The following is a 22,856-nucleotide window of genomic DNA, read 5'->3' on the forward strand; positions in this document are numbered from 1 at the left end:
GTTCCACTGCATAACATTAGTGCATCACGCACAAAACCGTGCAATAAATATAATGTAAGCATTTGATTTACAATGTATCCATTAATTAAAACAAGGTTTAACTATGCACTGAAAATATTAGCGAGAAGCATGCCAATGATGACTATTTAAAAAAACTCAATACTTTTGAAATAATATAAAAATTTTGAAATAGATAAGGAATTAGCCATATAAATGCGATTAATTAACAAAAAATTGTACACTTTAAGGCCTACAAAAAAATTTAACGCAGTTCAATGTTGGCACAGGCCAACATATTTCAAAACAGCATAATTTATTTGTCCTACTTGTGACAAAAGCCCTCTTTTTTGTATGTTTAATATCTCACAATTTAAACGCACAAATAACCATAAAAAAAATAATAATTTAAATACAGTGACTTAGATAAATTTAATGAGTTGGTACAACACCTGCAATTAGTATAAGCGTAACAACACTTAATTTATTTATCTAAAACAGGAGTATGTAATTATGGCTATTCGTCAATGTGCAATTTATGGTAAAGGTGGTATCGGTAAGTCAACTACAACGCAAAACTTAGTAGTCGCTCTCGCTGAAGCAAAACAAAAAGTAATGATCATCGGTTGTGATCCAAAAGCCGATTCAACGCGTCTTATCTTACACTCAAAAATGCAAAACACCATTATGGAAATGGTCGCTGAAGCAGGTTCTGTAGAAGATCTTGAATTAGAAGACGTACTACTAACTGGTTACGGCGACGTTAAATGTGTTGAATCAGGTGGTCCAGAGCCAGGTGTTGGTTGTGCTGGTCGTGGTGTAATCACAGCGATTAACTTCTTAGAAGAAGAAGGCGCATACGAAGATGACTTAGATTTCGTATTTTACGATGTATTAGGTGACGTTGTATGTGGTGGTTTCGCAATGCCAATTCGTGAAAACAAAGCACAAGAAATCTACATCGTTTGTTCTGGTGAAATGATGGCAATGTATGCGACTAACAACATTTCTAAAGGTATCTGTAAATATGCTAAATCAGGTAGCGTACGTTTAGCAGGTCTAATTTGTAACTCTCGTAACACAGCTCGTGAAGATGAATTAATCATGGAACTAGCTCGTCGTTTAGGTACACAAATGATTCATTTTGTTCCTCGTGACAACATCGTTCAACGTGCAGAAATTCGTCGTATGACAGTTATCGAATACGATCCTAAATGTAAACAAGCTGATGAATACCGCACACTTGCTAAGAAAATTATCGAAAATCAACTGTTTGTTGTTCCAACACCAGTAACTATGGATGAACTTGAAGACCTATTAATGGACTTTGGTTTAATGGAAGAAGAAGACGAAACAATTATTGGCAAAACAGCAGAAGAACTTGCTGAAGAAGCTGTCGCATAAACATAACTAAGGGGGCTTTTATGACAAGTTTAAAAGAGCAAAACGAACAAATGATCCAGGAGGTACTTGAGGTATATCCTGATAGTGCCAAAAAAGATCGTGCAAAACACTTAGGGACTAGTGATAGCACTTGTGCAAGTAGCTGTATTACTTCAAACCGTAAATCTCAGCCAGGTGTCATGACTGCCCGTGGTTGTGCATACGCAGGTTCAAAAGGTGTGGTATTCGGTCCAATTAAGGACATGATACATATAAGCCACGGCCCAGTTGGTTGTGGTCAATATTCACGTGCTTCACGTCGTAACTACTACGCAGGTAAAACGGGTGTTAATAGCTTTGGCACAATGAACTTTACTTCAGATTTCCAAGAAAAAGACATCGTATTTGGTGGTGATAAGAAATTAGAAGTATTAATGGAAGAGTTAGAAACACTGTTCCCACTTTCAAAAGGTATTTCTATTCAATCAGAATGTCCTGTTGGTCTAATCGGTGATGATATCGAAGCAGTAGCAAAAGAAACTCAGGCTAAAACCGGCAAAGTAGTTGTGCCAGTACGCTGTGAAGGTTTCCGCGGTGTTTCTCAATCACTAGGTCATCATATTGCGAATGATGGTATTCGCGACAAGATGATTGATAACCGTGCTGATGACGATAGCTTTGAAGGTACACCTTATGATGTTGGTTTAATCGGGGATTACAATATTGGTGGTGATGCTTGGTCAACACGCTTATTACTTGAAGAAATCGGTTTACGTGTTGTTTCACAGTGGTCTGGTGACGGTACATTGTCTGACATCGAATTGAACTCAAAAGCGAAACTTAACCTAGTACATTGTTACCGTAGTGTTAACTACATCGCACGTCACATGGAAGAAAAATACAACATTCCATGGTTAGAGTTTAACTTTTTTGGACCAACTAAAATTGCTTCATCATTAACTGAAATTGCTTCTAAATTTGATGAAACAATTCAAGAAAAAGCAAAACAAGTGATTGCTAAATACGAAGCTCAATGGCAAGCCATTATCGCTAAGTACAAACCACGCTTAGAAGGTAAAAAGGTTATGTTATATGTGGGTGGACTACGTCCTCGTCATGTTATCGGTGCCTATGAAGACCTTGGTATGGAAGTAGTTGGTACAGGTTATGAATTTGGTCATAACGATGATTACGACCGAACTCAACCAGATGTTAAAGATGCAACACTGATCTATGACGATGTAACAGGCTATGAATTTGAAGAGTTTGTTAAGAAAATTAAACCTGACCTAATAGGTTCTGGTGTGAAAGAGAAATATATATTCCAAAAAATGGGAATTCCTTTCCGCCAAATGCACAGCTGGGATTATTCAGGTCCTTATCATGGTTACGATGGCTTTGATATCTTTGCCCGAGATATGGATATGACATTGAACAACCCATGTTGGCAAAAACTTACAGCGCCGTGGCTTAAAAGTGCATAAGCCCTGTTAACGTCGATGCGATAGCAAACGCCCTTGCTATCGCAACCAATAGAGATAACACCTGACTGTTCTTAGAACGGATGCAGGAGGAGAAAATAATATGAGTCAAGTAATCGAAGAAATCAAACCTGGGTATCCGTTATTTAACCAGCCGGAATATCAGGATCTGTTGGCTAGAAAAAAAGCCCTATCAGAAGAAGCACACAGTGAAGCAAAAGTTCAAGAAGTATTTGAGTGGACAACAACACAGGAATACCAAGACTTAAACTTTGCTCGTAAAGCATTAACCGTAAACCCAGCAAAAGCTTGTCAACCACTAGGATCTGTACTTTGTGCTCTTGGTTTTGATAAAGCATTACCATACGTACATGGTTCTCAAGGTTGTGTATCTTATTTCCGTAGCTACTTTAACCGTCACTTTAAGGAGCCAATTGCCTGTGTATCAGACTCTATGACAGAGGATGCGGCGGTATTCGGTGGTAATAAAAATATGGACAATGGTTTAGCTAATGCCTACGCATTATACAAACCAGGTATGGTTGCTGTATCAACAACTTGTATGGCTGAGGTTATTGGTGATGACCTTAACGCATTCATTGCAAATGCTAAAAAAGATGAGCATCTTCCAAATGAAATCCCAACACCTTTCGCTCACACACCAAGTTTTGTGGGTAGCCATATCACGGGTTGGGACGGCATGTTTGAAGGTTTTTGTAATGAATTTACGAAAGCTAGCATGGAAGACAAAGTTGTTGGTAGTAATAACAAAATCAATTTAGTAACAGGTTTTGAAACTTACCTAGGTAACTACCGCATTCTTCATACAATGATGCAAGAAATGGGTATTCCTTACAGCGTATTATCAGATCCAACAGAAGTACTTAGCACCCCTGCAGACGGTGAGTACCGCATGTATGCCGGTGGTACAACTGCAGAAGAAATGAAAGACGCACCAAACGCTATCGATACGTTACTGCTTCAGCCTTGGTCTCTTATTAAAACTAAGAAAACTGTAAAAGGTTTATGGAAACAACCTGCTAGTGCAATCAACATTCCAATGGGACTTGATTGGACAGATGACTTCTTAATGAAATTAAGCGAATTAACAGGTACACCTATCGCTGATTCATTAACTAAAGAACGTGGTCGTTTAGTGGATATGATGACAGATAGCCACACTTGGTTACACGGTAAAAAATTCGGTATCTACGGTGATCCAGATTACCTATTAGGTATGGTTAAATTCCTATTAGAGCTTGGATGTGAGCCAACCACAATCCTTTGTCATAATGCCAACAAAAAATGGCAAAAAGCAATGCAAGCGGTTTTAGATGCAAGCCCTTACGGCACTGATTGTAAAATCTACATTCAGAAAGATTTATGGCATTTCCGTTCACTAATGTTTACTAATAAACCAGACTTCATGATTGGTAACTCGTACGGTAAATTTATTGAACGCGATACCTTAGCAAAAGGTGAAGAATTTAAAGTGCCATTGATTCGTCTTGGTTTCCCAATCTTTGACCGTCATCATTTACATAACCAAACAACTTGGGGATACGAAGGTGCAATGCAAATATTGACAACCTTAGTTAATGAAATCCTCGCTAAGTTAGACCAAGACACAAGTGTCTACGGTAAAACTGACTTTGGTTTTGATTTAGTACGCTAATTCAACCATTGATAGCAATAATTAATCGACGTTGAGGAAAGTAGAATATGACTAGGAGTTTAGATTGTTACTTATTTCAATCACTTCTAGTTAACATCAATTTCCTCAACGCTATTAACCGCCCTTTTGTTATTAGCAAAAAAGCTTACTGATTTAAGTAGGCTTTTTCTCTAAAAATAAATCAGAGTAATAATCACCCTAAGGAGTAACTAATGCCTAACATAATGTTAAGAGAACAAGATGGGATCATGACAGGATACATCGCCAAAAAAGATCTAGAAGCTGAAGTTGTTTCTTTACAATTTGAAGAAGATGACAATTGGGGTGGAAAAATGACCCTGAGCAATGGCCAAAGTTATTACTTTGAACCATTAGCCGGTGCTCCCAAATTACCTATCACTATTCGAATGCGCCGTGCTTAATAGCTTTGAAAGTAATTTAATTTAGATATAAAGGAGAAAAACATGACTGTAGAAAGCCCAAGTTTACAAATAGCAATTGCATCAACTGATGGTCAAAACATTGATGGTCATTTTGGTTCCTGCGAACATTTTTATATCTACAAGCTTGATGAAAATAATATTGAATATATTGAACTTCGCGAGGCCGAAGGTGGCCGAGGCGTTGAAAAAAATGCTTATCGTGCTCAAATAATCAGTGATTGCCATTTAATGTTTTGTGCTCGCCATTGGTGGCCCAGCGGACGACTAAAGTTATTAATGCAGGAATTCATCCACTTAAAAGTAAAGGTAGCCCTGCTATCTCAGAGCAACTTATTGCACTACAACAACGTGTCAATGCAGATGCCCTACCACCTTGGTTAGCAAAACTTATGGGTCAGCCGGACCATCTTAGTGAGCGTTTTGAAGCTTTACAATAAAGATAAACTTATGTCGTGTCGGCTGTAGCCCATTGTGCTAAACACGACATTCAATACTTACTATTAATCAATAACTTACAGCGGGAATGATTGTTGCAACACTGTTTGTAATAGAAACCATATCAAAGGTTAACCCTAGGAGAACCTATGCGACAATCAGAAATTACCGAATTACAAAACGAACCAGCCTGCGAACATAACAAAAAAGCGAAGTCTGGTTGTGTTCCCGCCACACCAGGGGCAACGGCAGGTGGTTGTTGTTTTGATGGCGCACAAATTACCCTACTACCTATTACCGATGTTGCTCATATAGTTCATGGCCCAATTGGATGTGCGGGTAGTTCATGGGATAAACGTGGTTCACAAAGCTCAGGCCCATCATTATATCGTTTAGGGTTCACTACGGACTTAAATGAACAAGATGTCATTATGGGACGAGGTGATAAACGTCTTTATCATTCCATCATAAAAATTGCCCAGAAACATCAGCCAGTCGCTGTGTTTGTTTACAATACTTGTGTCCCTGCAATGGAAGGTGATGATATTGCGGCTGTGTGCAGACTTGCTCAGGAAAAAGTTAGCATGCCTGTGATTGCTATTGATGCTCGCGGGCTTTTACGGCAATAAAAACCTAGGTAATCGTATTGCAGGCGAATTGATGGTTGATAAAGTAATCGGCCAAGCAACTCCAGCTCCTAAACCCAGCTTTGCTGAGGGTAAAGTACACGATATTGCCCTTGTAGGTGAATACAACATTGCTGGTGAACTGTGGCATATTCTTCCACTACTCGATAAATTAGGTTTACGTGTACTGGCTAATTTATCGGGAGATTGCCGTTTTAAAGAATTACAGACTATGCATCATGCAGAAGCATTGATGTTGGTATGTTCAAGAGCACAAATCAATGTTGCACGTAAACTCGAAGAAAAATATCAAATTCCTTGGTTTGAAGGCAGTTTTTATGGCATTCGAGATATGTGTGATGCACTACGCCAATTTGCAACACTAATTAATGATCCCTCCTTAACCGATCGCACTGAGCAATTAATCAGTAGCGAAATGTCATCTTTAAACGAAGCTTTAGCTCCCTACCGTGAACAATTACAGGGTAAAAAAGCACTTCTTTATACAGGAGGGGTTAAATCTTGGTCAATTGTATCGGCATTACAAGACTTAGGCATGAAAGTTGTCGCAAGTGGAACACGTAAAAGTACTGAAGAAGACAAAGCTAGAATCCGAGAATTAATGGGTGATGATGCCATCCTATTGGATGAAACCAGCCCTAGAAACTTACTCGATGTCGCCTATCAATATAAAGCTGATGTAATGATTGCTGGTGGACGTAATATGTACACAGCTTACAAAGCACGTATGCCTTTTGTTGAGGTGAATCAAGAACGTGAACATGCGTTTGCTGGTTTTAAAGGCATGATAACCCTCGCACAACAATTATGTTTAACCCTTGAAAGTCCTATTTGGGAACAGGCTCGTCGGCCTGCACCTTGGTAACTTTATTGGTTAAACACGCTAAAAAATAATTGTTTTGTATGACACATTCGAGGAAAAAATAATGGCACAAATATTATCAAATAAAAAACCACTAGCAGAGCAACCTTTAAAAGTTGGCCAGCCACTTGGAGCGGCCCTTGCATTTTTAGGCACGGAAAAGTCCATGCCATTAATGCATGCGAGCTCAAGGCTGTAGTGCTTTTGCAAAGGTATTTTTAATACAGCATTTTCATGAACCGATTCCCATGCAATCCACGGCAATGGATCCTATTTCTACTGTCATGGGTTCCGATGATAATCTTACTCAAGCCTTTATCAATATCTGCCAAAAAAATCAGCCAAAACTAATCGGTTTATTAACATCGGGTTTAACCGAAGCACAGGGCTGTGATATTGAACGTTCAGTACGATTGTTTAAAGAAAACAATCCTAAATTTAAAAACACCGCCATTGTTCCTGTCAATACACCTGATTTTTACGGTTCTCTTGAAACTGGTTATAGTAGTGCAATTGAAGCGATGATCAAACATTTGGTACCCACTAAAGTACCCAGCAGTGTACGACGCAAACGTATCAATATTTTAGCTAGTCATATGCTCACCCCAGGTGATGTAGAAGTATTAAAAACCTATGTTGAAGCCTTTGGTTTATTACCGATAGTGATACCTGATTTAAGTTTATCACTTGATGGACACCTAGCAGAACATGACTTTACTGCCTTATCGCAAGGTGGTACTACAGTTGAACAAATCAAAACCGTTGGACAAGGGTTAGCAACCATTGTTATCGGAGGTTCATTAGAAAGAGCCGCGACTATGCTTAGCCAACAAACTCAAATACAAACAGAAACCTTTGCACATTTACACACTTTGGAAGAAGTTGATCGCCTCGTAAAACTACTCAGTAACTTAAGTGGGCGTAAAGTACCTGCATCAATCTCGCGTGCACGAGGTCAAATGTGTGATGCGTTAATTGATACGCACACTCAACTCGGTGGAAAAAAGTGGCCTTTGCAATGGAAGCAGACCATTTAACTGCCTTTGGTGCATTATGTAAAAGCGCGAATATGCAAATATCGGCAATGGTTGCTCCCTGTAATCAAAGACAACTAACAGCCTTACCAATAGATCAAGTGCAAATTGGTGACCTTTCCGATTTACACCAATTAGCAGAGCAAGAAAATGTCGATCTGTTGTTAGCAAACTCACATGCTAACAGTATTGCTAAGCAAATGAATATTCCTCTATTGCGTGTTGGTATTCCCGTTCATGATCAATTCGGGTGTTTTTCAAAGTCTTTTATTGGTTATGCAGGTATTCGTGATGCGCTTTTTGAATTAGCAAACTTATTACGCCATGAAGTACACAGTATCCCTGTTTATCATTCCACTTTTAAACAAACATTAAGTCAAATCAGTGTTGGAGGATAAATATAATATGGATATTGATTCACAAATTTCACTACGTATTGCTTTTGCCAGTAGTAATCAAAGGCATTTGGATGAGCACTTAGGTCAATGTCAAAACCTGTCCTTTTATGATGTTACACCAAGTCATAGTGAACATATAGAAACCATTAAATTGACCCAGCAGGAAGGTCATAACCAGCAAAAGATTAAAGATAGATTAACTGCTTTGACAGATTGTTTTGCTGTGTATTGTCTCGCCTGCGGTAACCCTGTGCGCCAACAATTGTTAAAGCAAGGTACTAGAGTGGTTATCCACCCACAGGAAGAACTTATCTCTTCACTTATTCCTCTCATTCAAGCCAATTGGCCGGGAGATATTGCAGATAGGCAAGAACGACAAAAACATAAATTAAAAAATAATGATTACCTCAATGAGTTAGCAGATAGCGAGTGGGATGAGAATTAAAACAATTTTTGGTATTAACTTTAAACAATAAAAGGAAAATAAAATGGCAACAGTAACAGGATTAACCAAGTCAGGCGAGAGCTGGACACCAGAGTTTGTAGATAGCTTAAATCAAGCAGATTGCATCGGATGTGGACGTTGTTATAACGTTTGTACGCGTGATGTTTTTGCGCCAGAAGAAATCGAAGTAGATGAAGAAAACGAAGGTGATTACGATGATGATGTACGCATGGTAATGAGCCTAGCCAATGCAGATAATTGTATCGGTTGTGGTGCTTGCTCTAAAGTATGCTCTAAAAACTGTTTTGGCCATGTCACCATGGAATTTTAACTAGCCTGAACTAATACAACTAATACACCTAAAAACAGTGCCCTACTTCTAAAGCCAGAATATTAAATATAATATTCTGGCTTTAATTTTTTATATACTTTAAAAAAATTACATTCTGCGTACATGAATATTCATTGTTTGAATACGATATGCAATTTGTCGTGGTGTCATATTTAATAAACGCGACTTTAGCTTGTACCCAACCAGATTGTTCTAAGGCTGAAATTACTCTTTCGCGATCATCAAGATCCTCATCATCAGAAGTACTAGCGGTACTAGTTGAGGGCACACTAGGCACAAAGGCACTATTATTGTCATGTGATATAGAAGAAAATGCACGCATCGATGTTTGATTAATCATCACCACATCACGATCTATTAAACCTGACTCACTCATCACTGATGCACGCTCTAAACAATTCTCTAGTTCACGAATATTACCAGGCCAATTATGACCTAATAATAAACGTACTGCACCATCACTAATCTTCAGAATACGATTTTGCCCCTTAGCAATTTTAGCGACAAGAAAGCGCGCCAACTCTGGTAAGTCATCTAATCTGTCACGTAACGCCGGTAAATGAATAGGCATAACATTTAAACGATAATATAAATCTTCTCGAAAATTACCATTTCTCACTTCCTCTTCGAGAGGTTTATTTGTTGCGGTAATAATTCTCACATCAACTTTAATGGTTTCTTGGCCACCTACTCGTTCAAATTCACCTTCCTGTAAAATACGCAAGCAGTTTAGCTTGAAAACTAGCACTGATTTCACCAATTTCATCAAGAAACAGCGTACCACCATCGGCCAGTTCAAATCGTCCCTTACGCATCTTAACAGCACCAGTAAAGGCCCCTTTCTCGTGACCAAATAATTCACTTTCTAATAAATTATCAGGTAAGGCGAAGACAGTTTAATTTTATGTAAGGCTGATTAGCGCGGGGTGAATGATAAGCAATGGCACCAGCGATTAGCTCTTTACCCGTTCCACTTTCACCTCTAATTAAGACACTGGTGTCCCATTTAGCTACTTGAGTTATGGTTTCAAATATTTGTCGCATTGCAGGGGTATTACCCACCATAGACGCAAAGCCATTTGTTTCTTTATTATTTGAAAGTAATTTGTCATTACGATTTTGTAGCTCTTGCTTCTCTTTTGCACCGTATTAGAAAGAGTCAACGTCTGCATGATCAAGTTGGCGACCATTTCTAAGAAACGAGTTTTAGCTGTAAGCTCACTTAATACACCACTGACAGGCTGTGCAACAAGCACACCCGCTCGATTACTACTGTTTCCTAAGGGAACACATATAAGTGGAAGATTGTAGTCGTAAAGTCCGAGTCTATCTAAAAAGCGCGGGTCTTGAGAAACTTTAACGATAACCTGTGTTTCACCTTTGGCTTGAACTGCACCTAAAATACCTTCATTTGTACGATATTTAATGCGTGCGACATCTCGAATCACTTCAGGGTTTGCACCGTGCAATGCTTGAACTAACATGCCTTGACGATCTTCATTTTGCAAGGTCACCATACCAAATTGCATCCCTGCTAACTCTTCTAAACAACTCAATACCTGTTGCAGAGTTTGTTCCATGTTAAGGGAATGACTCAGAATCACACTGATTTTATGTAATGCAATTAACTGTTGTTCTGCGTCGAATTTTTTTAATTCATATCCATTTAAATCACTCATATCTTTCCTTAACCACCTAAGATGGTCTTTTTTGAGCCTTTTCGTGCATTAATTTTGTAATGTAATAAAAGCGACAATTTGTTAGAACTGTTGTAGTTCGGCTATTTGTCATTTTACTTGTAATACAAAACGCAACTTACGTACCAAAAAGTGTGAACTTGGTTACAAAAGTGCTTTGTTGAGTGCTTTGGTTGATCTAAAACAATTCCATGTAAAGTTTATGGTTAATTTACCCAGATAAGTTCATTTAAGGCCAAACAAGGTTTTAATTGAAAGGTCATAAAAATTGCCTTTATTCCCCTAAATAGTGCAATTTTTACTGTTTTTTCCCAATTTTGGTGCCTTCGTGCAAATTCAATATTTTGGCATAATTATCGCAATACACTCCTTATAGATTTGAAATAACAACAATAAGAACTCAAATAAACGTCTGAAAGCTAGATTACTCAGACTTAATAAGTTCAATGATATTGCTTATATAAGGAGCAAAAATGAGTGAATACCTTTTATTACTGCTGACCACCAGCTTAGTCAATAACGTTGTGCTCGCACAATTTTTGGGGCTATGTCCCTTTATGGGCGTATCCAATAAGGTTTCCTCTGCGCTCGGAATGGGCTTAGCAACAACCTTTGTACTTACTTTTTCCTGTCTCGCAGGCTGGATATTAGAGCACTACTTATTAATTCCCTTAGAGTTAGGCTTTTTGCGTTTATTAAGTTTTATTTTAGTCATTGCAGTACTTGTTCAGTTAACTGAAATGATGGTTGCCTTTCAAAGCCCAGAGTTGCATCGCATTTTAGGTATCTTTTTACCTCTAATCACCACTAACTGTGCGGTATTAGGGGTTGCTCTACTCACTATCCGTGAAGAATTAGATTTTTTACAGGCTATTTTATATGGCTTTGGTTCAGCGACAGGTTTTACCTTAGTAATCGTAATATTTGCAGGACTAAGAGAAAGAATGGCACTTTGTCGTATTCCACCAGCTATGGAAGGTGCACCAATTAGTTTTATCACAGCCGGGGTTTTGGCCATGGCATTTTCTGGTTTTGTTGGGTTCGCATAAAGGAGCAAACATACAATGGTAATTATCAGTATTTTAAGTATTCCAGTACTCGCCCTTATTATGGGTTTTGCCCTCACTTTGGCATCACGCTTTTTTGCCAAGGAAGCAGATCCAATTATTGAGGCAATTAGCGATCTCTTACCTAATGGCCAATGTGGTCAATGTGGTCACCCAGGTTGTGCTCAAGCGACAATCGCCATGAACCAATGGGGAACTAGGCCCTGACTGTTGTCCGCCAGGAGGACAAGCACTAGCAGAAAAATTATCGAAACTATTAGGTGTGCCCTTAGTAAAGAATGATGGTGAGGTAACACTTCCTCAAGTTGTTGAAATAGAAGAAGCCCTATGCGATGGTCGCACACGTTGCTCTAAAAAATGTCCCTATGATGCCATTGTTGGTGCAAATAAACAGTTACATGGTGTTATTTCAGAAATATGTACAGGTTGTGGCATGTGTGCCAGTGCCTGCCCACAGGATGCGATCAGTTATAAAACAGATCCAATTTTTAATGACGGTTGGGTTTGGCCTAAACCGACACTAAGCTAAGGAGAGGCAGACATGCTTTTTTCCCATTCACTCATAAGAGGTGGCGTTCATCCGAGCGGACACAAACAGTTAAGTAATCATAAAGAGATAACTATCTTAGCTCCTCCTAAGCGCCTCTATATTAATCTCAAGCAACACACTGGCTCACCCGCAAAAGCAATTGTGAGTGCAGGCGATAAGGTGATTGCTGGGCAAATGATTGCCAAAGGTACTGGAAGTAGCGCTAATATACATGCGCCTCAATCTGGGGTTGTTCTTAAAATTGCTCTGCATCGCTCTGCGATACCCGGTGGCGGAGAAGAACAAATGATACACCTTCAATGTGATCCCGAAGATCAAAATGAAGTCATAAAACTTGAGACACAAACAAATATTGAAGAACAAAGTCGTGAAACTTTAATCGATATTATTGAAGAAGCAGGTGTTGTTGGTATGGGTGGTGCTGTTTTCCCTGCGTACCACAAAAATACGCTCTACCTTAAATAAACAAATTGATAACCTTTTAATCAATGGTTGTGAATGTGAGCCATATTTAACCTGTGATGATCTGGTTATGCGCGAACAAAGCGTACAGGTTATTGGTGGTGTGCGTTATTTATTAAAAGCCTGTGGTGCACCAAAAGCAATTATTGGTATTGAAGATAATAAAAAAGAGGCTTTTCAGATTTTAACCGAAGTCGCCAGTGAAGATGACAACATAGAAGTAAGAACTCTGCCAACTCATTACCCAATGGGCTCTGCAAAACAATTTATTCAAGCTTTATGTAAAGTGGAAGTTCCAAAGGGAAAACGTTCAACTGACGTTGGCGTATTTGTACAAAATGTTGCTACCTGTGTCGCTATTTATAACGCTATTCGTTATGGTAACCCTATGACTCATCGTGTCATTACTCTCAGTGGTGGTGCACTAGAAAAACCAATGAATATTGAAGCCCCAATAGGAACATTAATTTCAGAATTAGTGGCAACCTGTGGCGGATTAAAATCTTCTGCAAGTCGTATGATTATTGGTGGCCCAATGATGGGACACACTATTAAGAATATGCACACCCCTGTTATCAAAGGCACAAGTGGGGTGCTATTTCTGGAAGAAAATGAAATTGCGCAACCAAGCACGAGCCCCTGTGTCAGTTGTGGTCGTTGTGTAGCGACTTGCCCGATGGGTTTATTACCTAACTCGATGGCAGAACTTATTGAAAACGATGATTTACAAGCCACTCAAAAACAAGGTTTAAATAGTTGCTTATTATGTGGTTCTTGTTCTTTTATTTGCCCTGCATCTTTACCTCTTACACAATATTTTTCCTATGCAATGGCTGAATTGGGTCGACAAAAGAAAATGGAAAATAAAGCGCGACTTGCACGTCGATTAAACCAACAACGTACAGAAAGGTTAGAAAAAGAAGCGACTAAAAAAGAAGCAGACAAAGCCGCTAAAAAAGAAGCTAGAGTCACGCTAAACGCGCTAAAGCTAAAAAACAAAAAACAGATACGGTTAAGGAATCCTAATTATGCCAACATTATTATTAAGTGCACCACATGTACACTCAGGCATGACAGTAAGTCGCCTTATGCGCCAAGTTATTTTAGCCCTGTTTCCAGCCTTAGTATTAGGCATATACCTTTTTGGTGAGAAGGCATTAGAGTTAATTTTTGCATCTATCATTGCAGGTTTAGTCAGTGAATGGTTATGTCAAAAATGTCAAAAAAAACATATAGGTAGTCTAAGCGATGGTAGTGCAATTGTAACAGTGCTTTTATTAGTGATGAGTTTACCGCCCCATTTTCCATGGTACCTTGGTGCCTTTGGTTCGGCCGTTGCAGTTGTGCTTGGTAAACAAGTTTATGGTGGATTAGGTCAAAATTTATTTAATCCCGCAATGCTTGCACGTGTAGTTTTACTTATCTCCTTTCCCGTAGAAATGACTGACTGGCCAGCTCCCGATCCGGTTCTCCCTTTGTTACCCATTTTTAGTGAAGTGGTTGATGCCTTTACCGGTGCAACAACGCTTGGTGTAGTGATGGAAACCGGCAGTAGCCAAATACAACTGACTCTATTGCCTATGTTACTTGGTATCGGAGCAGGTAGCTTAGGTGAGTCGCCATTATTACTATTTTTAGGTGGCATTTGGATGTGTTGGAAGAACATTATCGATTGGCGCACGGCCTTTGGATTATTAGTAGGTTGCATTGTACCAGCAACAATTGCTTGGTTTATTTCGCCAGAAACTATTTTAGCGCCTCTAGCACAACTTACTAGTGGTGGATTAATGTTAGCAGACTTTCTTTATAGCAACAGATCCAGTCACCAGCCCTACTACACCTAAAGGACGTATTTATTACGGTTTAGGTTGTGGCTTATTAATCTTTTTAATCCGTATTTTTGGTGCTTATCCAGAGGGTGTTGCCTTTGCGATTTTATTAATGAATTCCGTGAGTCCACTCATTGAAAATGCAACACAACATAGATTGTATGGAGAAAAGAGATGAAATTAATAACAGACAAGATAAAAGAAAATCTTGCTTATCCAGCGTCATTAATGGGCATTGTAACATTAATTGTGTGTAGTTTATTGATGGTCACGGATAATTTAACTGCTGAGCCAATTGCACAAAGACAAAAAGAAGATCTTACTAAATTGTTAGATCAAGTTTTACCAAGTGAACTTTATGATAATCAGCCTTTAGATCAAAAATACCAAGTTGACATTGAGGGACATGAACTTAGTTTCTATCGAGCAAAACTTGAAGACAAAGTCAGTGCCATTATTCTTTTTACAAAATCTGCAGGGTATTCAGGTGATATTTCCTTGATTGTTGCTATTACCGCAGAGGGCAAAGTAAGTGGTGTTCGAGTGCTCAGTCATACTGAAACACCAGGGCTTGGCGATAAAATTGAATTACCTAAATCAGATTGGATATTAAGTTTTAATGGATTATCTCTGAGCCAACCAGATAGTGCTGGCTGGGCTGTGAAAAAAGATGGCGGACAATTTGATGCCTTTACCGGTGCAACAATTACACCGCGAGCAGTGATCAAAGGCGTTTATATCACCCTGCAACAATTAAAGGAAAACAAAGCCTTCTTTTTGCAAACCAACGAATCTGAAAGCGCGACTAACTAAGCGCTAGGAAAGGAAATTATTATGTCTGACATAAACGAAGAAAAATACAATTATAAAGAGATCTTCAAAAGTGGCCTATGGGATAACAATGTAGTATTCACGCAAATGCTAGCACTGTGTCCACTACTAGCCGTAACGAGTGGTGCAACTAATGGCTTAGGATTAGGTTTAATCAGTACCGCCGTGATGGTGCTTTCAGGTCTGTTAATTTCATTAATCCGAGATTTTTTAACACCTCAAGTACGTATCCCGATTTTTATTTTAATTATTGCCTCTTTAGTAACCATCGCAGATTTGATGATGAACGCTTGGTTACATGAGTTACATAAAGTACTTGGCTTATTTATCCCACTTATTGTTACTAACTGTGCCATTTTAGGCCGTGCTGAATCCTATGCAGCCTAAAAACCCTTGGATGCCAGCCATGTTTGACGGTTTAGTCGCCGGACTTGGTTTTACCCTGGCTTTAGTTGTATTGGGTGGTTGTCGTGAATTGATTGGCAGTGGCACCCTATTTGCTAATGCCAGCTTATTGTTAGGAGATAGCTTTGCCATTATCGAACTTGATCCAATGCCTGAATACAAGGGGTTATTGTTAGTAATTCTGCCATCAGGTGGATTCATTATGATCGGGCTAATTTTAGCCTTTAAGCGTGTCGTTGAAATAATACGAACACCTGAAAAACCTGAAGTTATTTTTTCATGCAAAGTTGATTGATAGAGAGAAAGTTATGATGAAATTAAGTGTCGCCTATGCGACTGGTAGTGACAGTTTTTGGCAAGAAATAGAATTGGAATCACCTGCTACGGCGCTACAGGCCATTGAGAAATCAAACTTATTAAGTGAATTTCCCGAATTGGATTTATCTAAATTAAAAATGGGTATTTATGGCAAAGTCTGCCCTAAAAACAAACAACTTGAGGAAGGCGATCGCGTCGAAGTTTATCAGCCAGTTACTGCAATTAGTGCAGATTTGGATGATGACGATGATGATGATGATGACTAAAGCAAAAAATGATAAAGGCTTTCACAGAGGTGAACCGCTAAGGATAAAGAAATGTTACGAGATATAATTGAAATAGATGAAGCCTTATGTAATGGATGCGGAGATTGTGTACCAGCCTGTCATGAAGGTGCATTACAAATTATCGATAATAAAGCGCGCCTTATTAGTGATCTTATGTGTGATGGCTTAGGTGCCTGCCTTGGTGAATGCCCTACTGGCGCAATGAAAGTTATTCAGCGCGAAGCCGTTCCCTATGACGAACGACAAGTGATGGAAAATATCATCAAAGGAGGCGATAAAGTCATCAAGGCACACCTTGAACATATGCTGGAGCACAATGAACTTGAGTATTATAACATTGCCCTTCAGGTGTTAAACGAACAAAGTATCAAAATACCAAGTCTTGATAAAAATAAAAAAGCCAGTGCCTGTCCTGGACAAAAACAACAAAATCTTGATGCCGAGTCTAATATCGAGGCTAAAGATAAAACACAAAAAATGCAAAGTAATGATACCACCAGTCAACTTAGCCATTGGCCAATTCAACTGCATCTTATTAATCCAACCAGTCAAGAGTTTAATAATATAGATTTATTACTGGCATCGGATTGCAGTGCTTTTGCTGCTGGAGACTTTCATTCGCGTTATTTAAAGGGAAAGAAATTAGTCATTGCCTGCCCCAAATTAGATAGCAATCAGCAAACATATATTGAAAAGCTAACTATCTTGATTCGTTATAGCAGACTCAAAAGTCTCACAATTGTTCGTATGGATGTTCCTTGCTGTGGTGGCTTGTCAAAATTAGTCCAAACGGCATCACAACAAACTAGAAAAAGTATTCCAATTCATACGATTACCTTAAATAAATACGGCCAAGAAGTTTAGAGATTGCGATTAAAAATGTTTGTTATATGCCAAAAAATTGTTTGCCTTGTATTAAATATAACAAACATAAAACTAATTTAAAATTAATTAAAACTTTAAAATCATAAGCTTATAAATTAATTTATAGGCATACAACTCAGGCATGTATTGTGCAACATGTACTAGTAATGATGTACAAGAAATAAAGTACTGACAATAAAATCAAAGCAACAATTTAAAACAACTAATAATTCAAACTAACCGGAGAGTTAACATGAGCAAAGTAGGCATTGTATTTGGGACTGATACAGGTAAAACCCGCAAAGTAGCAAAACTAATTCATAAAATGTTGGACAGTGAAGATGTTGCTAAACCAATTAATATTAACCGTTGTAGCATCGATGATTTGCTTGCCTTCGATAAGTTGATTATTGGAACACCTACTTTGGGTGAAGGTGAATTACCTGGATTATCAGTTGATTGTGAAAGCGAGAGCTGGGAAGAAATCGTTGATGATATCGAAGAAGCAGATTTCAGTGGTAAAACCATTGCACTTTATGGTTTAGGTGACCAAGAGGGTTATCCCGATGAGTTTGTAGATGCACTTGGTGAATTATCTGAATTATTTACTGATGCAGGTGCAACTTTGATTGGTCGTTGGCCAAATAGTGGTTATACCTTCAATAATTCTGGTGCACTCGATGGTGATGAGTTTGTAGGTCTAGTATTAGATTACGATAATCAATCAGCATTATCAGAAGAACGTATTGCACAATGGCTTGAAATTATTAAACCTGAACTTGGTTTATAACATTCTCAACATTTGTTAAGCAATTAGCAGGAGCCAATATGAAATCCTTATTTACTTTTATATACGTTATCTTGCTACTAACTAACAGTACCTTTTCCTTTGCTGGCGACATTAACGTCGCCGTCGCCGGCAATTTTTTTAAACCATTAAAGGTACTTATTTCAAAATTTGAGTTACAAACTGGTCATCGTGTTCTTGTCTCGGTTGGTTCAACGGGAAAGTTATATGCACAAATAAGTAATGGCGCCCCATTTGATTTGTTTCTAGCGACCGATCAAACCCGCCCTAGTAAATTAATTGAACAAAAACTTGCGGTAAAAAATAGCCAATTTACTTATGCAAAAGGCAAACTAGTACTTTGGTCAAGTGAAAACAACCTGATTGATTCCCAAGGTGATCGATTATTATCCTCTGATTTAATTCATTTAGCGATTGCCAATCCCGATATCGCCCCCTACGGCGAACAAGCTGTACAAGTATTAAAGAATTTAAATATTTATCAGAAACTAAGCAATAAATTAGTGCTTGGGCAAAATGTCGGCCAAGTCTTTCAATATGTCAGCAGTGGCAATATTAAACAGGGCATCATTCCTTTGTCACAGGTGACAATGGATGGAAAAATAAATTCGGGTTCAGCTTGGATCATTCCTAGCTCGCTATATCATCCTATTCAGCAGGATGCAGTATTACTTAATAAAGGCAAAAAGAATCCAATAGCAGAGTCCTTTTTAAACTACCTAAAAACACCAGAAGCATTACAAATTATTAGTTCATTTGGTTATGAGGTTGAGTCCAATGCCTGATTTATCTGTCATTTGGTTAACTCTAAAGCTAGCCATTATTGTAACTCTACTTTTGCTTGCATTAGCAACACCACTTGCTTGGTGGCTTTCTCAAACACAATCAAAATTTAAACCCATCATCGGAAGTTTATGTACTTTGCCAATGGTATTACCGCCAACAGTATTAGGTTTTTACCTACTACTTTTATTAGGGCCTAATAGCCCTATTGGCCAATTTTCACAATTTATCGGTTTAGGAAATTTACCCTTTAGTTTTCTAGGTATTGCACTTGCCTGCGCTGTTCATACTCTGCCCTTTGTTGTACAACCATTACAAAATGCTTTTGAAGCCTTTGGTAAACGCCCTTTAGAAGTAGCGGCAACATTACGTGCCAGTCCCTTTGAAGCTTTTTATTATGTTGCCCTTCCCCTTGCAAAACCTGGTTTTTTCACAGCGCCCATCATGGGGTTTTGCCATACCATTGGTGAATTCGGTGTCGTGTTAATGATAGGTGGTAATATTCCAGGACAAACCCGTGTTTTATCAATCGAAATCTATAATCATGTGGAAGCAATGGAATATGCACAGGCTCATTGGTTAGCAGGTGGCATGATGCTAGTTTCCTTTATTGGATTAACGCTTATTTATTTTATTAATTACCAATCTGAGCATAAATTATCTGCTCGATCAAGACCTAACAAACAGCAAAATAAACCACATGCTAAGACCTCATCGTCAACGAGGCAGATAGCATGAGTATAATTAAAGCCGATTTTAAAATTGCACGTCATAATTTTAATCTCGATATTTCACTTACTTTACCAGAGCAAGGAGTATCGGCATTATTTGGTCCTTCGGGCTCAGGCAAAACGACCTGTTTAAGGGCGATGGCTGGATTGGAAAAATTACCTGATAGTTATTTTGCCATTGGCGATCTGGTCTGGCAGGACTCCAAAAAGGTATTTTTGTGCCTCCTCATCAACGACAAATTGGTTATGTGTTTCAAGAGGCAAGTTTATTTGCACACCTTAATGTCCGTGACAATCTAAATTTTGGTCGCCGTCGCGTTGAACCCAGCAACAGAAAAGTTAAATTTAACACTATTTGTGATCTATTAGGATTAACTCAGTTATTAGACAGACCTCCAGATTCTTTATCTGGTGGAGAACGTCAGCGTGTTGCTATTGCACGCGCATTACTAACCTCTCCAAAATTATTGTTAATGGATGAGCCCCTCTCTGCTTTAGACCATGCATTAAAAAATGAAGTACTACCCTACTTAGAAGAACTTCATCAGGCATTATCAATCCCGATCGTTTATGTGAGCCATTCGCCTAATGAGGTGGCACGTTTAGCGGATTATATTGCAATTATCGACCAGGGCAGATTAGTACAAAATGGCACATTAGCAAAAGTGATGTTAGATCCTAGTGCCGGCAACCTTTTTAATGAGCAACGCAGTTGTCTATTTTATACCCATGCAACCTCATATCAGGATCAATATTTAACCGAATTAATAACCGATACGCTCACCTTTTGGGTGCCTAAAATGTCGGTTAAAGAAAATACTAAAGTGAGATGCCAAATTAATGCGCGAGATGTGAGTATATGTCTCACACGCCCACTGGACACCTCTATTACTAACATATTCTCAGGCATCATCACACAGATTGAAAAGCTAAATACACCAGGTGAATGTGTCGTCACCCTGTGTGTTGCCACGCGACAGTATTTGCTCGCTACCATCAGTTATGCTTCTGTAAAACGATTAGATTTAAAAATAGGCGACCAAGTATGGGCGCAAATAAAGTCAGTTGTCATTCTATAAATAGTAATGTGTTTAAGTTAAGAGAGGTTATTCATGAAAAGCCAACATCAACAATATTTTAGAGCAAATAAAATTGAAGCTGTGGCACTCAAAGCAGTTCCCTTTGAATACGCCTGCCAACAAAACATTACCGACTTTAAAGAGATAATAACGGCTCAATTATCGGGTAATATTATTTTGCCTCACGCCTTTGGCCTGCCATCGGATAAGTATCAAACACTTCTAAATCTGCTGGATGATAACGATTTATTTAACCTTGAATTACTTTGGCATCAAGATGAATCGGACATGATCCGAGAACGCGCTTTGCTCTGTGAAAAGTTGTTCTCTTTTAAAGAAGAAGAACGTGAAGAACTGATCACCTTATTATGTAGCTATCGTAACGAAGATGAGCCTTCTTCCCTAGAAATGGCAATGCTCATTGCATGTGCTTGCTTAACTAATTCACATCTATGGAGCAGTCTTGGTTTATCCGATAGATCTCAACTAGGTGCACTAATCAAATACAATTTCCCTAAATTACACGCACTTAATACTGAAAACATGCGTTGGAAACGTTTTTTTTATCGTCAACTCTGTCAACAGGGTGGTGATTTTATTTGTAAGGCTCCTAGTTGTGGAGAATGTAAATCCTATGCTGAATGTTTTGCTTAAAACCTCATAACTCAACTTCCCCGAACTAAATTAAGGAATAAAAAATGAATGAAAATCTGAAAGAAGGCGACCGTTACCAATCCTTTATTGGACTTGCCTGTGACACAAGAGCAGACCAATTAATGGAAATGTTGGAAAACAATATAAAGGCAGGCAACGGAGATGAAAAATGGCAGACCTACTTTAAAAATAAACGTGACCAACAAGCCAAGCTAAAACATGATAATTTAAATTTTGTCGGTCATCAGACAAATACTTTATATGAATATTTTGATACCTGTGATGATGACCAAGCCAAAGCTTTACTGTATAGAATTGAACAGGAATGTTGTTAATTTAAACATCAGGGAATATTTCTTTATCACCTGAAACATACAAAATTGTTATTAATCACGCACTTTGTCATGTTTATGCAATCAGCATGATTAATAACAAATTGATTTTTAACAACAGAACAAGGTACATCTTTAAGTTACCCCTTCCCTCCTCTTACAACAGAAAACCACAAACATGTAACCAATTGTTTTTTAAGTAAATTAATTCCAATTAATCCAATATATTTAACTACCATAATCGACACACACTAAGCGATATCAGGTAAAGCATATGGCTTGTTACTTGCAATTATTATCAAGAGTTTCTTATTTATTTTTGTTTCATTAAAAAATGGAATGTAATAAATCAGGTTAACTACTTAGCTAAATGTTGTAACAGCATATATGAGTTTGTTTAAAAAATGGAAAGGCCTGTTATTGTATTTTTAACGGGAGTCTTATTTTAAACTTTCACCATGCACTTTAACGCATTTAGCCTTCGTTTAATCCGTCAATTAATCAAATATGATTTAAACGGATTGCTACCCCTAAAAAAGGAAATGTTATATGGCTACAGTTTATTTTTCATCACCTATCATGCGTAAAAACAAAAAAGTAACACCTGTTGTTGGTAAACGTGATGCATTATTGGGACTCGCTCAGGAAAATGGCGTAAATATCCCCCATGAGTGTAAAGATGGTAAATGTGGATCTTGTTTGGTTGAAGTCACTCATCTTGATGGCGACCATATTAAAGGTGCTATGTTAACTGACAAGGAACGTGAAGGACTAAAGAATATTGGAAAACTATCTAAGAAAGATTCAGAACGCGCTTCAGTAGGTGATATGCCACCGAAACATCGCTTAGCTTGCCAAGCGATTGTCGCCGATGAAGATATATTAGTTAAATTTACTGGGGAACCAGGTGGTGCCTAAGTAGGCATTTACGACTATTTACAATCATACTTATAATTCGGCTAAGGAGTTATTTCCTAAGCCGGATTATGTTTCAACTCTTAAACTAA

At 38.3% G+C, this 22,856-nt stretch carries 32 protein-coding genes and 3 pseudogenes; 31 read left to right on the top strand and 4 right to left on the bottom strand.

The annotated features are described in order from the left end of the window. The first annotated feature begins 510 nt into the window (after positions 1 to 510). From nifH to fdxB, 11 genes and pseudogenes are all read left to right on the top strand, one after another. Positions 511 to 1,401: a nitrogenase iron protein gene (nifH, locus tag ACLKMH_RS15845; protein ID WP_413699017.1), complete on the top strand. Its 891-nt coding sequence runs from the start codon at positions 511 to 513 to the stop codon at positions 1,399 to 1,401. 20 nt (positions 1,402 to 1,421) lie between these two features. Next, positions 1,422 to 2,864, top strand: coding sequence for a nitrogenase molybdenum-iron protein alpha chain (gene nifD / locus ACLKMH_RS15850; protein ID WP_413699018.1), 1,443 nt, complete (start codon positions 1,422 to 1,424; stop codon positions 2,862 to 2,864). Between the two features lie 100 nt (positions 2,865 to 2,964). Then, the gene (gene nifK, locus ACLKMH_RS15855) at positions 2,965 to 4,536 is read left to right on the top strand and encodes a nitrogenase molybdenum-iron protein subunit beta (protein WP_413699019.1); all 1,572 of its coding nucleotides are present in this window, start codon (positions 2,965 to 2,967) and stop codon (positions 4,534 to 4,536) included. A 212-nt stretch (positions 4,537 to 4,748) separates the two neighbouring features. After that, entirely contained in the window at positions 4,749 to 4,958 is a 210-nt protein-coding gene (gene nifT / locus ACLKMH_RS15860; protein WP_413699020.1) for a putative nitrogen fixation protein NifT, read from the top strand. A gap of 42 nt (positions 4,959 to 5,000) precedes the next feature. After that, positions 5,001 to 5,360 (top strand): NifB/NifX family molybdenum-iron cluster-binding protein, encoded by a 360-nt coding sequence (locus ACLKMH_RS15865; RefSeq protein ID WP_413699021.1) that lies wholly within the window; start codon positions 5,001 to 5,003, stop codon positions 5,358 to 5,360. Between the two features lie 203 nt (positions 5,361 to 5,563). Further along, positions 5,564 to 6,043, top strand: coding sequence for a nitrogenase component 1 (locus tag ACLKMH_RS15870; RefSeq protein ID WP_413699022.1), 480 nt, complete (start codon positions 5,564 to 5,566; stop codon positions 6,041 to 6,043). Continuing rightward, positions 6,018 to 6,926, top strand: a complete 909-nt coding sequence (locus tag ACLKMH_RS15875) for a nitrogenase component 1 (protein WP_413699023.1) — start codon at positions 6,018 to 6,020, stop codon at positions 6,924 to 6,926. The genes ACLKMH_RS15870 and ACLKMH_RS15875 overlap by 26 nt, the downstream gene beginning before the upstream one ends. Before the next feature lie 61 nt (positions 6,927 to 6,987). After that, positions 6,988 to 7,122 (top strand): hypothetical protein, encoded by a 135-nt coding sequence (locus ACLKMH_RS15880; RefSeq protein ID WP_413699024.1) that lies wholly within the window; start codon positions 6,988 to 6,990, stop codon positions 7,120 to 7,122. Continuing rightward, positions 7,103 to 8,355: pseudogene (nifN, locus tag ACLKMH_RS15885) on the top strand (nitrogenase iron-molybdenum cofactor biosynthesis protein NifN). Before ACLKMH_RS15880 ends, nifN begins: the two are co-directional and overlap by 20 nt. A gap of 7 nt (positions 8,356 to 8,362) precedes the next feature. Continuing rightward, a complete protein-coding gene (locus ACLKMH_RS15890; RefSeq protein WP_413699025.1) occupies positions 8,363 to 8,800 on the top strand; it encodes a NifB/NifX family molybdenum-iron cluster-binding protein in 438 nt (145 codons plus the stop codon). Between the two features lie 43 nt (positions 8,801 to 8,843). Further along, positions 8,844 to 9,131 carry a ferredoxin III, nif-specific gene (gene fdxB, locus ACLKMH_RS15895; protein WP_413699026.1) on the top strand — a complete coding sequence of 96 codons (288 nt, stop codon included), beginning with the start codon at positions 8,844 to 8,846 and terminating at the stop codon, positions 9,129 to 9,131. Positions 9,132 to 9,213: 82 nt separating this feature from the next. Here the strand turns inward: fdxB and ACLKMH_RS15900 are convergent, their stop codons facing one another. The 4 genes and pseudogenes from ACLKMH_RS15900 to ACLKMH_RS15915 form a co-directional block, all read right to left on the bottom strand. Then, positions 9,214 to 9,876: a sigma 54-interacting transcriptional regulator gene (locus ACLKMH_RS15900; protein WP_413699027.1), complete on the bottom strand. Its 663-nt coding sequence runs from the start codon at positions 9,874 to 9,876 to the stop codon at positions 9,214 to 9,216. Continuing rightward, positions 9,854 to 9,979 (bottom strand): annotated as a pseudogene (locus tag ACLKMH_RS15905) (sigma 54-interacting transcriptional regulator); the annotation flags it as partial. The gene ACLKMH_RS15900 and the pseudogene ACLKMH_RS15905, both read right to left, overlap by 23 nt. Before the next feature lie 49 nt (positions 9,980 to 10,028). After that, positions 10,029 to 10,217, bottom strand: coding sequence for a sigma 54-interacting transcriptional regulator (locus tag ACLKMH_RS15910; protein ID WP_413699028.1), 189 nt, complete (start codon positions 10,215 to 10,217; stop codon positions 10,029 to 10,031). After that, a complete protein-coding gene (locus ACLKMH_RS15915; RefSeq protein WP_413699029.1) occupies positions 10,172 to 10,831 on the bottom strand; it encodes a GAF domain-containing protein in 660 nt (219 codons plus the stop codon). Before ACLKMH_RS15915 ends, ACLKMH_RS15910 begins: the two co-directional genes overlap by 46 nt. 491 nt (positions 10,832 to 11,322) lie before the next feature. Here ACLKMH_RS15915 and rsxA point away from each other — a divergent pair, with 491 nt between their 5' ends. The 20 genes and pseudogenes from rsxA (at position 11,323) to ACLKMH_RS16015 (ending at position 22,767) form a co-directional block, all read left to right on the top strand. Next, entirely contained in the window at positions 11,323 to 11,898 is a 576-nt protein-coding gene (gene rsxA / locus ACLKMH_RS15920) for an electron transport complex subunit RsxA (RefSeq protein ID WP_413699030.1), read from the top strand. Positions 11,899 to 11,913: 15 nt separating this feature from the next. Next, positions 11,914 to 12,123 carry a (Fe-S)-binding protein gene (locus ACLKMH_RS15925; protein ID WP_413699031.1) on the top strand — a complete coding sequence of 70 codons (210 nt, stop codon included), beginning with the start codon at positions 11,914 to 11,916 and terminating at the stop codon, positions 12,121 to 12,123. A gap of 43 nt (positions 12,124 to 12,166) precedes the next feature. Then, positions 12,167 to 12,445: pseudogene (locus ACLKMH_RS15930) on the top strand (RnfABCDGE type electron transport complex subunit B); the annotation flags it as partial. A 12-nt stretch (positions 12,446 to 12,457) separates the two neighbouring features. Beyond that, complete coding sequence (locus tag ACLKMH_RS15935) at positions 12,458 to 12,931, top strand: hypothetical protein (RefSeq protein ID WP_413699032.1); 474 nt, start codon at positions 12,458 to 12,460, stop codon at positions 12,929 to 12,931. Next, positions 12,882 to 14,078 (top strand): RnfABCDGE type electron transport complex subunit C, encoded by a 1,197-nt coding sequence (locus ACLKMH_RS15940; protein WP_413699033.1) that lies wholly within the window; start codon positions 12,882 to 12,884, stop codon positions 14,076 to 14,078. Before ACLKMH_RS15935 ends, ACLKMH_RS15940 begins: the two co-directional genes overlap by 50 nt. Further along, positions 14,017 to 14,772 (top strand): RnfABCDGE type electron transport complex subunit D, encoded by a 756-nt coding sequence (locus ACLKMH_RS15945; protein WP_413702368.1) that lies wholly within the window; start codon positions 14,017 to 14,019, stop codon positions 14,770 to 14,772. Before ACLKMH_RS15940 ends, ACLKMH_RS15945 begins: the two co-directional genes overlap by 62 nt. Before the next feature lie 7 nt (positions 14,773 to 14,779). Next, a complete protein-coding gene (locus tag ACLKMH_RS15950; RefSeq protein ID WP_413702369.1) occupies positions 14,780 to 14,935 on the top strand; it encodes an RnfABCDGE type electron transport complex subunit D in 156 nt (51 codons plus the stop codon). Beyond that, entirely contained in the window at positions 14,932 to 15,570 is a 639-nt protein-coding gene (gene rsxG, locus ACLKMH_RS15955) for an electron transport complex subunit RsxG (protein WP_413699034.1), read from the top strand. The genes ACLKMH_RS15950 and rsxG overlap by 4 nt, the downstream gene beginning before the upstream one ends. A gap of 21 nt (positions 15,571 to 15,591) precedes the next feature. Beyond that, a complete protein-coding gene (locus tag ACLKMH_RS15960) occupies positions 15,592 to 15,975 on the top strand; it encodes an Rnf-Nqr domain containing protein (RefSeq protein WP_413699035.1) in 384 nt (127 codons plus the stop codon). Next, a complete protein-coding gene (locus ACLKMH_RS15965) occupies positions 15,965 to 16,288 on the top strand; it encodes an Rnf-Nqr domain containing protein (protein ID WP_413699036.1) in 324 nt (107 codons plus the stop codon). Before ACLKMH_RS15960 ends, ACLKMH_RS15965 begins: the two co-directional genes overlap by 11 nt. 13 nt (positions 16,289 to 16,301) lie before the next feature. After that, a complete protein-coding gene (locus tag ACLKMH_RS15970) occupies positions 16,302 to 16,577 on the top strand; it encodes an RnfH family protein (RefSeq protein WP_413699037.1) in 276 nt (91 codons plus the stop codon). A gap of 51 nt (positions 16,578 to 16,628) precedes the next feature. Continuing rightward, positions 16,629 to 17,462: an ATP-binding protein gene (locus tag ACLKMH_RS15975; RefSeq protein ID WP_413699038.1), complete on the top strand. Its 834-nt coding sequence runs from the start codon at positions 16,629 to 16,631 to the stop codon at positions 17,460 to 17,462. A 253-nt stretch (positions 17,463 to 17,715) separates the two neighbouring features. Continuing rightward, a complete protein-coding gene (locus tag ACLKMH_RS15980; protein WP_413699039.1) occupies positions 17,716 to 18,252 on the top strand; it encodes a flavodoxin in 537 nt (178 codons plus the stop codon). Between the two features lie 38 nt (positions 18,253 to 18,290). Then, positions 18,291 to 19,055, top strand: a complete 765-nt coding sequence (modA, locus tag ACLKMH_RS15985) for a molybdate ABC transporter substrate-binding protein (RefSeq protein WP_413699040.1) — start codon at positions 18,291 to 18,293, stop codon at positions 19,053 to 19,055. Next, a complete protein-coding gene (gene modB / locus ACLKMH_RS15990) occupies positions 19,048 to 19,791 on the top strand; it encodes a molybdate ABC transporter permease subunit (RefSeq protein WP_413699041.1) in 744 nt (247 codons plus the stop codon). Before modA ends, modB begins: the two co-directional genes overlap by 8 nt. Next, positions 19,788 to 20,084 carry an ATP-binding cassette domain-containing protein gene (locus ACLKMH_RS15995; protein ID WP_413699042.1) on the top strand — a complete coding sequence of 99 codons (297 nt, stop codon included), beginning with the start codon at positions 19,788 to 19,790 and terminating at the stop codon, positions 20,082 to 20,084. Before modB ends, ACLKMH_RS15995 begins: the two co-directional genes overlap by 4 nt. After that, entirely contained in the window at positions 19,997 to 20,863 is an 867-nt protein-coding gene (gene modC / locus ACLKMH_RS16000) for a molybdenum ABC transporter ATP-binding protein (protein ID WP_413702370.1), read from the top strand. Before ACLKMH_RS15995 ends, modC begins: the two co-directional genes overlap by 88 nt. A gap of 33 nt (positions 20,864 to 20,896) precedes the next feature. Then, a complete protein-coding gene (locus ACLKMH_RS16005; RefSeq protein WP_413699043.1) occupies positions 20,897 to 21,517 on the top strand; it encodes a nitrogen fixation protein NifQ in 621 nt (206 codons plus the stop codon). Between the two features lie 44 nt (positions 21,518 to 21,561). After that, complete coding sequence (gene cowN / locus ACLKMH_RS16010; RefSeq protein WP_413699044.1) at positions 21,562 to 21,852, top strand: N(2)-fixation sustaining protein CowN; 291 nt, start codon at positions 21,562 to 21,564, stop codon at positions 21,850 to 21,852. A gap of 546 nt (positions 21,853 to 22,398) precedes the next feature. Further along, entirely contained in the window at positions 22,399 to 22,767 is a 369-nt protein-coding gene (locus ACLKMH_RS16015) for a 2Fe-2S iron-sulfur cluster-binding protein (RefSeq protein ID WP_413699045.1), read from the top strand. Positions 22,768 to 22,856: the final 89 nt, after the last annotated feature.

This window comes from Psychromonas sp. KJ10-10 (assembly GCF_047323245.1).
Taxonomy (GTDB): domain Bacteria; phylum Pseudomonadota; class Gammaproteobacteria; order Enterobacterales; family Psychromonadaceae; genus Psychromonas.

Coding starts and splice junctions, on each gene's coding strand:
- ACLKMH_RS15935 (WP_413699032.1), top strand. CDS start 12,458: ATGCTTTTTTCCCATTCACTCATAAGAGGTGGCGTTCATCCGAGCGGA.
- ACLKMH_RS15925 (WP_413699031.1), top strand. CDS start 11,914: ATGGTAATTATCAGTATTTTAAGTATTCCAGTACTCGCCCTTATTATG.
- fdxB (WP_413699026.1), top strand. CDS start 8,844: ATGGCAACAGTAACAGGATTAACCAAGTCAGGCGAGAGCTGGACACCA.
- rsxA (WP_413699030.1), top strand. CDS start 11,323: ATGAGTGAATACCTTTTATTACTGCTGACCACCAGCTTAGTCAATAAC.
- cowN (WP_413699044.1), top strand. CDS start 21,562: ATGAATGAAAATCTGAAAGAAGGCGACCGTTACCAATCCTTTATTGGA.
- modA (WP_413699040.1), top strand. CDS start 18,291: ATGAAATCCTTATTTACTTTTATATACGTTATCTTGCTACTAACTAAC.
- ACLKMH_RS15880 (WP_413699024.1), top strand. CDS start 6,988: ATGGCACAAATATTATCAAATAAAAAACCACTAGCAGAGCAACCTTTA.
- ACLKMH_RS15945 (WP_413702368.1), top strand. CDS start 14,017: ATGCGCCAAGTTATTTTAGCCCTGTTTCCAGCCTTAGTATTAGGCATA.
- ACLKMH_RS16005 (WP_413699043.1), top strand. CDS start 20,897: ATGAAAAGCCAACATCAACAATATTTTAGAGCAAATAAAATTGAAGCT.
- nifD (WP_413699018.1), top strand. CDS start 1,422: ATGACAAGTTTAAAAGAGCAAAACGAACAAATGATCCAGGAGGTACTT.
- ACLKMH_RS15965 (WP_413699036.1), top strand. CDS start 15,965: ATGCAGCCTAAAAACCCTTGGATGCCAGCCATGTTTGACGGTTTAGTC.
- nifT (WP_413699020.1), top strand. CDS start 4,749: ATGCCTAACATAATGTTAAGAGAACAAGATGGGATCATGACAGGATAC.
- ACLKMH_RS15960 (WP_413699035.1), top strand. CDS start 15,592: ATGTCTGACATAAACGAAGAAAAATACAATTATAAAGAGATCTTCAAA.
- nifH (WP_413699017.1), top strand. CDS start 511: ATGGCTATTCGTCAATGTGCAATTTATGGTAAAGGTGGTATCGGTAAG.
- ACLKMH_RS15890 (WP_413699025.1), top strand. CDS start 8,363: ATGGATATTGATTCACAAATTTCACTACGTATTGCTTTTGCCAGTAGT.
- ACLKMH_RS15995 (WP_413699042.1), top strand. CDS start 19,788: ATGAGTATAATTAAAGCCGATTTTAAAATTGCACGTCATAATTTTAAT.
- ACLKMH_RS15970 (WP_413699037.1), top strand. CDS start 16,302: ATGATGAAATTAAGTGTCGCCTATGCGACTGGTAGTGACAGTTTTTGG.
- ACLKMH_RS15980 (WP_413699039.1), top strand. CDS start 17,716: ATGAGCAAAGTAGGCATTGTATTTGGGACTGATACAGGTAAAACCCGC.
- ACLKMH_RS16015 (WP_413699045.1), top strand. CDS start 22,399: ATGGCTACAGTTTATTTTTCATCACCTATCATGCGTAAAAACAAAAAA.
- nifK (WP_413699019.1), top strand. CDS start 2,965: ATGAGTCAAGTAATCGAAGAAATCAAACCTGGGTATCCGTTATTTAAC.
- ACLKMH_RS15910 (WP_413699028.1), bottom strand. CDS start 10,217: ATGGTGGGTAATACCCCTGCAATGCGACAAATATTTGAAACCATAACT.
- ACLKMH_RS15875 (WP_413699023.1), top strand. CDS start 6,018: ATGCTCGCGGGCTTTTACGGCAATAAAAACCTAGGTAATCGTATTGCA.
- ACLKMH_RS15975 (WP_413699038.1), top strand. CDS start 16,629: ATGTTACGAGATATAATTGAAATAGATGAAGCCTTATGTAATGGATGC.
- modB (WP_413699041.1), top strand. CDS start 19,048: ATGCCTGATTTATCTGTCATTTGGTTAACTCTAAAGCTAGCCATTATT.
- ACLKMH_RS15870 (WP_413699022.1), top strand. CDS start 5,564: ATGCGACAATCAGAAATTACCGAATTACAAAACGAACCAGCCTGCGAA.
- ACLKMH_RS15915 (WP_413699029.1), bottom strand. CDS start 10,831: ATGAGTGATTTAAATGGATATGAATTAAAAAAATTCGACGCAGAACAA.
- ACLKMH_RS15865 (WP_413699021.1), top strand. CDS start 5,001: ATGACTGTAGAAAGCCCAAGTTTACAAATAGCAATTGCATCAACTGAT.
- rsxG (WP_413699034.1), top strand. CDS start 14,932: ATGAAATTAATAACAGACAAGATAAAAGAAAATCTTGCTTATCCAGCG.